The organism is Vibrio sp. SCSIO 43097 (assembly GCF_023650755.1).
Taxonomy (GTDB): Bacteria; Pseudomonadota; Gammaproteobacteria; order Enterobacterales; family Vibrionaceae; genus Vibrio; species Vibrio alginolyticus.
The window spans coordinates 1,633,043-1,646,178 of record NZ_CP071840.1; the positions used below are offsets into that span (position 1 = coordinate 1,633,043).

Annotated in this window: 4 protein-coding genes; 1 reads left to right on the forward strand and 3 read right to left on the reverse strand. The window is 47.7% G+C overall.

Annotated elements, in window-relative coordinates; genetic code table 11:
- Positions 1-47 precede the first annotated feature (47 nt).
- Positions 48-662: an OmpA family protein gene (locus J4N40_RS08370; protein ID WP_005377363.1), complete on the reverse strand. Its 615-nt coding sequence runs from the start codon at positions 660-662 to the stop codon at positions 48-50.
- Positions 663-664: 2 nt separating this feature from the next.
- A complete protein-coding gene (locus J4N40_RS08375; protein ID WP_021707835.1) occupies positions 665-1,978 on the reverse strand; it encodes a TolC family outer membrane protein in 1,314 nt (437 codons plus the stop codon).
- A gap of 389 nt (positions 1,979-2,367) precedes the next feature.
- Between J4N40_RS08375 and J4N40_RS08380 the strand changes: the two genes are divergently transcribed.
- Positions 2,368-11,835 (forward strand): Calx-beta domain-containing protein, encoded by a 9,468-nt coding sequence (locus J4N40_RS08380; protein WP_250654464.1) that lies wholly within the window; start codon positions 2,368-2,370, stop codon positions 11,833-11,835.
- A gap of 52 nt (positions 11,836-11,887) precedes the next feature.
- On the opposite strand, the gene J4N40_RS08385 is transcribed toward J4N40_RS08380, so the two are convergent.
- The gene (locus J4N40_RS08385; RefSeq protein WP_176310978.1) at positions 11,888-13,081 is read right to left on the reverse strand and encodes a class I SAM-dependent methyltransferase; all 1,194 of its coding nucleotides are present in this window, start codon (positions 13,079-13,081) and stop codon (positions 11,888-11,890) included.
- Positions 13,082-13,136 lie beyond the last annotated feature (55 nt).

Below are 13,136 nucleotides of genomic sequence, written 5' to 3' on the forward strand. Positions count from 1 at the left end.
TAGCAATTTGCTAGACCTTTTATTTTTACGGTCTGTTTATTGTTGTGCTAGCTTTTTGGAAGTGTTGTGAAAACGGTCCATTCTTTCTTCACTTCACCCTTGTGGCCAATCACTGTTGCGGTTACTCGACGGTTCAATGCGTGACTAACTTGGTCTGTACCTTGTGTCGCAAGTACTGTGTCTCCATAGCCGACAATGGTAACTCTATCTCCACTAATGCCATTCTTCATGAGCTCTTTTCTAACGTTTTCAGCGCGGCGCTTAGATAGGTCAAGATTATGTTCTGCAGTACCAGTGCGACTAGCATAACCTTGAATCTCTATAGACGTGTTCGGGTACTCTTTCAAAAAGTCGGATAGTTCAAGAATTTGTTGCGTAAAGATAGGGTTGATCACATCGGAATCGTTCGCAAATAGTACTCGAATTTGCATTTCTTGTGAGGAGTCAACGTACGAACCACAACCGTCGTTGTCTATTTCGGCACCCAAAGGTGTACCCGGGCACAAATCTCGCTCGTTAATGACTCCGTCAGAGTCATCATCTATATGATCAGCCCACTGATCGGCAATTGGGGTATCTATGTAATCATATTCATCACCACGATCTGATGAACTGCATGCGGAGAGCATTAATGAGAGTGTAATAAAAGCTATGTGTTTCATAATTAATACTCCACTTCTTCTAGCCATTCTTTAGGCATTTCAACCCTTAATGCACTCAACAGTTGCCCAGTTGCGTTCATCACTCGATATTTGGCGTACTGCTCTGCGTATTTAGAATCTAAGTAGTCTTTACGCGCCTCAAAGAGCTCGTTTTCAGTGTTCAATAGATCAAGCAGTGTTCGTTTACCGATGCGATATTGCTTCTCGTAAGCAATTACGGTCTCAGACGCAGAGTCTACATGATCTGATAGAAACTCTTTTTGTTGTAATGTTAAATCAAGCGCACTCCAAGAAAGCCTTAACCCTTCTTCAACATTGCGATAGGCACCTTCACGCAAGTCTTTTGCTTTATTTAGCTGGTAGGCGAAGTTTTCTGAGTTCGCTGCATCACTGCCGCCATTGAATAGGTTGTAGCGTAGACGCAGCATGGCAAGTGTCTCATCACTTCGACCTTTTAAACCATCAGCGTCGTCACGCCATGTTTGCGAAGCTTCAATGGAAATGGTTGGGTAATTAACACCTTTAGACTGTTTGTATTGAAACTTAGCCGAGTCTACGTCTGCGAGCGCCACTTGAATAACGGGATGAAGTTCAAATGCCAAGCCTACCGCTTCATCAACCGTGTACGGGATAAAGTTTTGGTCCGCTCTCGGAAAGATTAACCCTTGTGGTGTTTGACCGACTAAACGAGTGAACATCGTGTGAGAGTCATACAGGTTATTTTGAGCAGCAGCTAAGTTTCCGTGTGCTTTTGCCAAACGTGCTTCTACCTGCGTCAAGTCAGCAGTAGAGCCGATACCCGAGTTGACTCGTTTTTTAATATCATCGTAAATATCTTTATGAACAGCAAGGTTGTTTTCTGAAAGCTTTAGGACTTCATACGCTTTAACAGCGTCCAAGTACACTTTAGTCACTTCAAGTGCCTTATCTGAAGCATCTGCTAAGAGTTGAAATCTAACAGATTCAGCATCAGCTGCGGTTCGATCAATATCATTTAACGTAGCGCTACCATCCCATATTAGTTGGGTCAGTGTCACTGAAGCTTCCTTTCGAGTGTAATCCGTGTCGCCTCGACCAACTTCATCTGACGGGTCTAATCCTTCATATCCAATTCCAGCATCTAGATCAACAGAGGGGAGGTAAGCACCTGATGAAGCTTCATTTATGTACTTCTGGCTCATAAACTCGTTAAATGCACTTTTAATATCGGGGTTATTTTGTAGCGTCTGTGCAACCGCTTGCTCTAGAGTTTGACCGAAAACTGGTGAAGACACTATTAAGCAACAGCAGGCTATATGTACTCGATTCCATCTCACGTTAGTTCTCCTAAAATCATGTCGCTCTTATTCTGTTTCATATTTGAGACGAGAAGTTACAAACAATGAATTTTCTTAGTGCGTATTATCAACTTGTTGATGTTTAAATGTTTAATTCAATAAAAAACAACAATCTTACTCTCTAAACTCTAGCATACGAGGCAAAGCTTGCTTGGTAAGTGGTCGATTTTTTCGTAGAAAACCTTTTTATCTTAAGAGCATAGCGGAAACTGGTTTAAATGAAGGCAAATTCTTCGGTTATTTTCCTTATTACTCTCAAAAAACTAAATCCTCTTGGAATAAAACGAAAAATTCATATTTTGTCTAAACTATAGACGTGTTTAGTGCAGTAACAAGCCTTTAATTAAACTAATACAAGGATGAAGAGCATGGATCGAGTAGCGTTAAGTTCATTGATGAGCAATGTCGTGGTTATAGGGCTTGATGGGAACCTGAGAAGTCTTGAAAGTGGTCAGCTACCTCAGCCTGGTGAATTAATTATTGAGGAAGTTTCTGATACATCAGAATTAATTGTACAACAGGTAACACCGCAAGGTAGTTCAATTAACGTTACTGATGATGTCACTGCGCTAATCGAGGCTATCGCTAGTGGAGAAGACCCGGCTGCTCTTGGTGAGGATTTTGAGCCAGCTGCTGGTGAGGAAAGTGGTTCTAGCCCCCAAAATACTGGTGCAATAGATCGTACTGGCGCTGAATTGTTGGCTAGTACGAATTTTGAGACCGTCGGTATTGATGGAATCGGACTATCTACAACTCAAGCACTATCTTTGTTGGATCTTTTCAGAGTAATTAATGGCCCTGTACCACCGACTATCTTAGTTCAAGAAATATCTAGTCCGACTATCAACGAAGGTGACCAAGTTGTATTCGATATTACTCTAAGTCAAACAACTGAAGACAATACTGATGTCATTCTTTCTCTCCTTGATGGAACCGCAACAGGCGGCTCAGCTGACGAGAACGGGAGTGACTACGTCAATGAGCGTGTCCTCATAACATTTTCTGATGGTACAACAGAAGAAGTTTCAGTCGGTGAAAGCGGAACCTTTACCATTTCGATCCCACCGGGTGAAAGTGACTTTACGGTCTCTATAGACTCTATTGACGACTCTGTATTTGAAGGCCCAGAAACGTTTACGCTCTCTGGCACGACAGAAGAACAAAGCACACCTGTTACTGGGACTGCCACTATTTTAGATGATGGTAGTGGACCTGGCTCAAATCCTGATGATGATCGCCCAGCGGTAACGATGAGTGATGCAGGTACGGTTAATGAGGGTGAGACAGCGAACTTCAAAGTGACGCTGTCGAATGCCTCCGAGTCCACTGTTCAAGTCGAGCTAGGCCTGAACTTAGGTGATACCGAAGTTGGAGACTTAGGCACCTTAGAATACAACACAGGCTCCGGTTGGGTTGCAGTGCCAAACGATGGCGTAGTAACGGTGCCAGCGGGGCAAACCGAGTTTGATGTGCGTATCGCTTCCATTGATGACGCCGTTTATGAAGGCCCTGAAGATTTCAGCGTGACAGTAACCGGCATTGGCGCAGTGCAAGGCAGCGATACCGGTACGGCAACGATAGTGGATGACGGCAGTGGTCCGGGCCCTGATCCGGATGATGACCGTCCAAGCGTGACTATTTCAGACGCTGGCACCATCAATGAGGGGGATACGGCGAACTTCAAAGTCACCTTATCGAACGCCTCTGAAGCGGAAACGCAAGTGGAGTTGGGTCTTAATCTCGGCGATACCGAAGCCGGTGACTTAGGTACCTTAGAATACAACACAGGCTCCGGTTGGGTTGCAGTGCCAAACGATGGCGTAGTAACGGTGCCAGCGGGGCAAACCGAGTTTGATGTGCGTATCGCTTCCATTGATGACGCCGTTTATGAAGGCCCTGAAGATTTCAGCGTGACAGTAACCGGCATTGGCGCAGTGCAAGGCAGCGATACCGGTACGGCAACGATAGTGGATGACGGCAGTGGTCCGGGCCCTGATCCGGATGATGACCGTCCAAGCGTGACTATTTCAGACGCTGGCACCATCAATGAGGGGGATACGGCGAACTTCAAAGTAACGCTATCGAACGCGTCTGAAGCGGAAACGCAAGTAGAGTTGGGTCTTAATCTCGGCGATACCGAAGTCGGTGACTTAGGCACCTTAGAATACAACACAGGCTCCGGTTGGGTTGCAGTGCCAAACGATGGCGTGGTAACGGTGCCAGCTGGGCAAACCGAGTTTGATGTGCGTATTGCTTCCATTGATGACGCGGTGTACGAAGGCCCAGAAGATTTCAGCGTGACGGTGACTGGCATTGGGGCGGTGCAAGGTAGCGATACCGGTACGGCAACGATAGTGGATGACGGCACGGGTCCAGGACCTGATCCGGATGATGACCGTCCAAGCGTGACTATTACCGATGCTGGCACCATTAATGAGGGAGATACGGCGAACTTCAAAGTAACGCTATCGAACGCGTCTGAAGCTGAAACGCAAGTAGAGTTGGGTCTTAATCTCGGCGATACCGAAGTCGGTGACTTAGGCACCTTAGAATACAACACAGGCTCCGGTTGGGTTGCAGTGCCAAACGATGGCGTAGTAACGGTGCCAGCGGGGCAAACTGAGTTTGATGTGCGTATTGCTTCCATTGATGACGCGGTGTACGAAGGCCCAGAAGATTTCAGCGTGACGGTGACTGGCATTGGGGCGGTGCAAGGTAGCGATACCGGTACGGCAACGATAGTGGATGACGGCACGGGTCCAGGACCTGATCCGGATGATGACCGTCCAAGCGTGACTATTACCGATGCTGGCACCATTAATGAGGGTGAGACAGCCAACTTCAAAGTGACGCTATCGAATGCCTCCGAGTCTACAGTTCAAATCGAGCTAGGCCTCAACTTGGGTGACACCGAAGTTGGAGATTTGGGCACCTTAGAATACAACACAGGCTCCGGTTGGGTTGCAGTGCCAAACGATGGCATTGTGACCGTTTCTGCTGGGCAAACTGAGTTTGATGTGCGTATCGCTTCCATTGATGACGCCGTTTATGAAGGCCCTGAAGATTTCAGCGTGACGGTGACTGGCATTGGGGCGGTGCAAGGCAGCGATACGGGTACGGCAACGATAGTGGATGATGGTACGGGTCCGGGCCCCGATCCGGATGATGACCGTCCAAGCGTGACTATTTCAGATGCTGGCACCATCAATGAGGGGGATACAGCCAACTTCAAAGTGACGTTGTCGAACGCCTCTGAGTCCACTGTTCAAGTCGAGCTAGGCCTGAACTTAGGTGACACCGAAGTTGGAGACTTAGGCACCTTAGAATACAACACAGGCTCCGGTTGGGTTGCAGTGCCAAACGATGGCGTAGTAACGGTGCCAGCGGGGCAAACTGAGTTTGATGTGCGTATTGCTTCCATTGATGACGCGGTGTACGAAGGCCCAGAAGATTTCAGTGTGACGGTGACTGGCATTGGGGCGGTGCAAGGCAGCGTTACGGGGACAGCAACGATAGTGGATGACGGTACGGGTCCAGGCCCCGATCCGGATGATGACCGTCCAAGCGTGACTATTTCAGATGCTGGCACCATCAATGAGGGGGATACGGCGAACTTCAAAGTGACGCTGTCGAATGCCTCCGAGTCCACTGTTCAAGTCGAGCTAGGCCTGAACTTAGGTGACACCGAAGTTGGAGACTTAGGCACCTTAGAATACAACACAGGCTCCGGTTGGGTGACAGTGCCAAACGATGGCGTAGTAACGGTGCCAGCAGGGCAAACCGAATTTGATGTGCGTATTGCTTCCATTGATGACGCGGTGTACGAAGGCCCAGAAGATTTCAGCGTGACGGTAACCGGCATTGGCGCAGTACAAGGCAGCGATACCGGTACGGCAACGATTGTGGATGACGGCACGGGTCCGGGCCCTGATCCGGATGATGACCGTCCAAGCGTGACTATTTCAGACGCTGGCACCATCAATGAGGGTGAGACAGCGAACTTCAAAGTGACGCTGTCGAATGCCTCCGAGTCCACTGTTCAAGTCGAGCTAGGCCTGAACTTAGGTGACACCGAAGTTGGAGACTTAGGCACCTTAGAATACAACACAGGCTCCGGTTGGGTTGCAGTGCCAAACGATGGCGTAGTAACGGTGCCAGCAGGGCAAACCGAATTTGATGTGCGTATTGCTTCCATTGATGACGCGGTGTACGAAGGCCCAGAAGATTTCAGCGTGACGGTAACCGGCATTGGCGCAGTACAAGGCAGCGATACCGGTACGGCAACGATTGTGGATGACGGCACGGGTCCGGGCCCTGATCCGGATGATGACCGTCCAAGCGTGACTATTTCAGACGCTGGCACCATCAATGAGGGTGAGACAGCGAACTTCAAAGTGACGCTGTCGAATGCCTCCGAGTCCACTGTTCAAGTCGAGCTAGGCCTGAACTTAGGTGACACCGAAGTTGGAGACTTAGGCACCTTAGAATACAACACAGGCTCCGGTTGGGTTGCAGTGCCAAACGATGGCGTAGTAACCGTGCCAGCAGGGCAAACTGAGTTTGATGTGCGTATTGCTTCCATTGATGATGCTGTTTATGAAGGTCCAGAAGATTTCAGTGTGACGGTAACCGGCATTGGCGCAGTACAAGGCAGCGATACCGGTACGGCAACGATTGTGGATGACGGCAGTGGTCCGGGCCCTGATCCGGATGATGACCGTCCAAGCGTGACTATTTCAGACGCTGGCACCATCAATGAGGGTGAGACAGCGAACTTCAAAGTGACGCTGTCGAATGCCTCCGAGTCCACTGTTCAAGTCGAGCTAGGCCTGAACTTAGGTGACACCGAAGTTGGAGACTTAGGCACCTTAGAATACAACACAGGCTCCGGTTGGGTTGCAGTGCCAAACGATGGCGTAGTAACCGTGCCAGCAGGGCAAACTGAGTTTGATGTGCGTATTGCTTCCATTGATGATGCTGTTTATGAAGGTCCAGAAGATTTCAGTGTGACGGTAACCGGCATTGGCGCAGTACAAGGCAGCGATACCGGTACGGCAACGATTGTGGATGACGGCAGTGGTCCGGGCCCTGATCCGGATGATGACCGTCCAAGCGTGACTATTTCAGACGCTGGCACCATCAATGAGGGTGAGACAGCGAACTTCAAAGTGACGCTGTCGAATGCCTCCGAGTCCACTGTTCAAGTCGAGCTAGGCCTGAACTTAGGTGACACCGAAGTTGGAGACTTAGGCACCTTAGAATACAACACCGGAAGCGGTTGGGTTGCAGTACCAAACGATGGTGTGGTGACCGTGCCAGCAGGGCAAACTGAGTTTGATGTGCGTATTGCTTCCATTGATGACGCCGTTTATGAAGGTCCAGAAGATTTCAGTGTCACGGTGACTGGCATTGGCGCAGTGCAAGGCAGCGATACCGGTACGGCGACGATTGTGGATGACGGCAGTGGCCCGGGTCCCGATCCGGATGATGATCGTCCAAGCGTGACTATTACGGATGCTGGCACCATCAATGAGGGGGATACGGCGAACTTCAAAGTCACCTTATCGAACGCGTCTGAAGCGGAAACGAAGGTGGAACTGGGTCTTAATCTTGGCGATACCGAAGTTGGAGATTTGGGCACCTTAGAATACAACACAGGCTCCGGTTGGGTTGCAGTGCCAAACGATGGCGTGGTAACGGTGCCAGCTGGGCAAACCGAATTTGATGTGCGCATTGCTTCCATTGATGACGCCGTTTATGAAGGCCCTGAAGATTTCAGTGTGACAGTAACCGGCATTGGCGCAGTACAAGGCAGTGATACGGGTACGGCAACGATAGTGGACGATGGCACGGGTCCGGGCCCTGATCCGGATGATGACCGTCCAAGCGTGACTATTTCAGACGCTGGCACCATCAATGAGGGTGAGACAGCGAACTTCAAAGTGACGCTGTCGAATGCCTCCGAGTCCACTGTTCAAGTCGAGCTAGGCCTGAACTTAGGTGACACCGAAGTTGGAGACTTAGGCACCTTAGAATACAACACCGGAAGCGGTTGGGTTGCAGTACCAAACGATGGCGTAGTAACGGTGCCAGCGGGGCAAACTGAGTTTGATGTGCGCATTGCTTCTATTGATGACGCCGTTTATGAAGGCCCTGAAGATTTCAGTGTCACGGTGACTGGCATTGGCGCAGTGCAAGGCAGCGATACAGGTACGGCGACGATTGTGGATGACGGCAGTGGCCCGGGTCCCGATCCGGATGATGATCGTCCAAGCGTGACTATTACGGATGCTGGCACCATCAATGAGGGGGATACGGCGAACTTCAAAGTCACCTTATCGAACGCGTCTGAAGCGGAAACGAAGGTGGAACTGGGTCTTAATCTTGGCGATACCGAAGTTGGAGATTTGGGCACCTTAGAATACAACACAGGCTCCGGTTGGGTTGCAGTGCCAAACGATGGCGTGGTAACGGTGCCAGCTGGGCAAACCGAATTTGATGTGCGCATTGCTTCCATTGATGACGCCGTTTATGAAGGCCCTGAAGATTTCAGTGTGACAGTAACCGGCATTGCCGCAGTACAAGGCAGTGATACGGGTACGGCGACGATTATTGATAATGATGCTCCTCCTTCTATTTCAAATGTTGTGAATGCAGTTGTTTCGGAAGAAGGTTTAGCTAATGGTATCCCTGATAATACAGGATCACCTTCAGACACCACTAACTCCGCAAGTTTCTCAGGAACATTCACAGTTGCCGATCCAGACACGGCGAATGTTTCAGTGGTATTGGCAGGCCCTAACAACCTAACATCAGGAGGGGAGCCTATATCGTGGACGTGGGACAACAGTACTCAAACGCTGACTGCGAAAACTGCTCACCTGAGCGTTGTTGCTACTGTTGTGCTGAGCGAGCCTTCAGCTTCAGGTCAAGGCTCTTGGGACTATACTATTACTCTGTTTGAGCCACTTGATCATCCTGTTAATGATGTGGAAGACATCATCAACTTTGATTTACAGATTTCTGTAAGTGATGGACAAACAACAACATCTCAAAGCTTAAATGTGGCCGTTGAAGATGATTGCCCATACGTGCCTGTGGTTGTTCAACCCGTCGATGTGTCGCTTACTGGTGCACCTAACGTTCTGACAGGGCGCATAGATTTTGCAGGAAGTGAGGCAGACGCAACCAGTCGAACATTTGGGGATGTTGTTGTGACTGCAAACGGTTTTGTGTCTGACGAATCTGTGATGCTGGGAACAGCTGAAATCAATCAATCATCAGAAGGGATTGGCGTTAAAAGTTCTGGTAACAACGGCTTCCAATTAGAAAACGAAGTCGATTATCGATTCGCGGGTAATGAGGGTGTATCAGAGCAGTTAATCATAGACTTAGGCAATAAAGTTGCTTACGGAGCAGAAATAGAATTTGAGAAAATGTTTGGTGGTGAACTTGAGAAAGGAATCGCATCTTTTTATAGAGATGGTGTATTAATTGCTCAGCAATCGTTCAGCTCTGACGCAAGCAGTGGTGATTACGCGGCAAATTTCAATGTTCAACAGGGAGGCTTTGATAAAATCATCCTCGAGGCGACCAGTAATGGCAATGGCCCGGATACTGAAGACAACAGTGACTTTACCGTTAAATCAATAACCTTTACAGGTGCGTACTCTGGCGTGCCAATTGCTAGTGCGGATGGGAACCTCGGTGCTGTATATGGAGCTGATGGCCCTGGTTCTATAGTCTTAAATGGAGGTGAGGCTGGTTTAGAGACTCTAGATGGTAAAGACGTGTTGATATACGTCGATCCACAAAACTCTAATAGACTGATTGCAGAGGCTGATGGAGAGCTTGCATTCGAAGTTCAACTTACACCTAGCACTGGAAAGTGGGAGTTCTTCCAATACTTGCCTTTGACCTCACCTTATGGCGATGGGGATATCGATTTTAACTACACGATTACTGATAATGATGGTGACAGTAAAACGGGGTACTTTTCTGTCAACCCTTACGCCCCACCAATTGTAGAAGGTGTAACACTAAACGTTTCTGAGGAAGGCTTAAGCAACGCCATTGCTGATGACTCTGCTCTAAACGGCTTTGATGACACAACTGACTCGAGTACTGATGTAGAACAATTGACGCTGGGTCAAACCGTTGATTCTGTTACGCTCAGTGAACCATCTACAGCTCTTACTAGTAACGGTATCTCTGTAACGTGGACGTTATCAAATAACGACCAAATGCTTATCGGTTCAGCGAACGGTGAAGAGGTTATCAAAATATCAGTCAATGATACTGGAGTGGTATCTACGGAGCTTCTTGGTCCGATTGATCACTCCAACCCATCTGGAGAAGACACCTTAAATATTGAGGTGCCTGTGCTTGTCTCGAATGCTCGTGGTCTTACTAACTCCACAACGGTCAACGTTATTGTGGAAGATGACTCACCAGATTCTGCATCTATTATTCACGATGTAGTTGCAGAAACTAAAGAAAGTGCCAACGTTCAGCTCATAATGGATGTCTCGGGTTCTATGCGAACGGATAATCGCTTGCAGATAATGAAAGATTCGGCAACTCAGTTATTGAATCAATATGAGTCTATCGGTCAAACGCGAGTTCAAATTATTACTTATAGCAGTACAGCATCCACTTACGCTATAGGTGCTGCGACGTGGCTGACGGTCGAGGAGGCCAAAGCGTATATTGAGACGCTAACTGCGGGTGGCGCGACTAACTATAACAACGCGCTAAATGAAGCAAAACAGTCATGGGATGATGTAGGTAAGTTAACCAGTGCGTCGAATGTTAGTTACTTCTTGTCAGATGGTCAGCCAAACCCTGCGTCATCATTTATAAACGACGCTCGCGAGCAGAGTTGGATTGATCACCTAACCGATCCTGATAATCAGATAACAGCCCTAGCGTATGGTATGGGCGTTAATCTTATGCCGGAGCAATTAGATCGCGTAGCATATGATGGCTTTTTGAATCAAGACCTTGATGGTGTTGTGGTTCCTGACGTAACTCAATTACCTCCGGTTATGTTGCAGTCAGTGATTCAACCTGTTGGGGGGAACTTGATGTATACCACTTCTCCAGATACAGGTATTGGTGCAGATGGTGGTTATATTAGCGAAATAGAACATGACGGTGTCACTTATTCGTTTGATGGTTCAGACCTAATAGTAACTGACAATAACGATGGTATTTCGCATGCATTTGACGACACAACGATGCAGCTTACTATCTATATCGACAGCAAACATACTCTGGAAATCGACCTAAACGATGGTGCGTATGCATTTTATGGTGCGGTGGGTGATACAGTTGAAACGTTAGACTTCGATTATGTATTGACGGATAACGATGGCGATCAAAGTGAGAATACCCTGCAATTCATTATTGATGAAAACGGAGGAGTAAATGCTTCAAGTAATGGCTCTGCAAATATTATTGAAGCTGAAGTAGATGTAAGTCATGACATCTTGATCGGTAATGATAACGAGGCAGATGTCTTTAAATGGGTCAACGACTCCTTGGATACAGGAACAGATCTAATTAGAGGTTTTGAGAGAGATTTGGACACCTTAGATCTGAGTGAAGTCGTTGAAGATGCAGGGCACAATACGATAGAAGAACTTCTTAATAGTATTGACTTGAACATTGATGGCGATGACTTATCTCTAGAAATAACCCATAACGATGGAAACTCAATTCAAACTATCGTAATAGAAAACGGGGCGACAGAGTTTAGTGATTTAATCGTGGGAAATGCGGACTTTGAGAGAGATGTGTTATCCGCACTAACTAAGGTTAACTTAGAGCCATAATGAAAAGGGCCAGTAGGCCCTTTTCTTCTGCTTTGTCTTACTTATTCGTAGCCTAAAGCACTTTACATGCAAAACCTTTTAAGTAGAAGCCTTCTGGATATGCTGTATCGGTTGGGTGGTCAGCGGCTTGCTCAAAACGCTCCACAAACTTTACTTGGCGGTTAGCGTCTACGGCTGCATCAGCGATGATTTTCTGGAACAGAACTTGATCCATCAAGCCAGAGCACGAGTAGGTCAGTAGCGTGCCGCCCGGTTTTAGAATTTGCATTGCTAGCATGTTGATGTCTTTGTAACCACGACATGCACCGTTTAGTTGTGCTTTGCTCTCTGCGAACTTCGGTGGGTCCATAATAACCACATCGAACTGAGTTCCTTGATCACGATACTCACGAAGCAGCTTAAACACGTCTGCATTTAGGAACACGGCACGCTTCTTCGAAATATCAAAATCGTTTAGCTCTGCGTTGAATTTTGCGGTATCTAAAGTAGGTTGCGACACGTCAGCGTTAATCACACGCTTTGCATCACCTTTTAGAGCGTAAAGTCCGAAGCCACCTGTGTAAGAGAAGCAGTTAAGAACTTCTTTGCCTTTCATATATTTCATCGCTTGCTGGCGACTATCACGTTGATCTAGGTAGAAACCTGTTTTGTGTCCGCCAACGATATCTACACTAATCTTTACGCCATTTTCTTCGATGACGACCGATTTAGGTGGCTCTTCGCCGTGCAAGACGCCCGTGATCTCTTTTAAACCTTCTTTTTTACGAACGGCCACGTCAGAGCGCTCGTACACATTACAATCAGGGAAGCACTCAACCAGAGCGTCAACAATAGCCTGCTTATTGTGTTCTGCGCCAGCACTGAGAAGTTGGCACACAAAGAAATTTTGGTAACGGTCGATCGTAACGCCTGGTAAGCCGTCAGACTCTGCTGCGATAAGGCGATAACCCGTAAGGCCATCACGTTCGATAATGTCTTCACGAAGAAGTTGTGCGTCTTTAAGTCGTTTAACGAAAAACGCGGTGTCGATTTCTTCTTTATCAAAACTCCAAATACGAGCACGAATTTGCGAAGCTGGCGAATATGCCGCCTTAGCTAGCCATTTACCGTCGTGAGTGAATACATCAACCGTTTCGCCAAGAGCAGGTTCGCCCTCAACTTTGTTGATGCCTCGAGAGAAGATCCAAGGGTGCTTGCGCTTGACCGATTTCTCACGACCTTTAACCAAATAGATAGCAGCTGTCATTTCATTAGCTCTTGTTGAATTTTGAAAGGGGCGTATTGTCCGGGATGTGAATGGT

Bases quoted from the DNA above. Each gene is read 5' to 3' on its own strand.
- J4N40_RS08370 (WP_005377363.1), bottom strand. From the start codon at position 662: ATGAAACACATAGCTTTTATTACACTCTCATTAATGCTCTCCGCATGC.
- J4N40_RS08380 (WP_250654464.1), top strand. From the start codon at position 2,368: ATGGATCGAGTAGCGTTAAGTTCATTGATGAGCAATGTCGTGGTTATA.
- J4N40_RS08385 (WP_176310978.1), bottom strand. From the start codon at position 13,081: ATGACAGCTGCTATCTATTTGGTTAAAGGTCGTGAGAAATCGGTCAAG.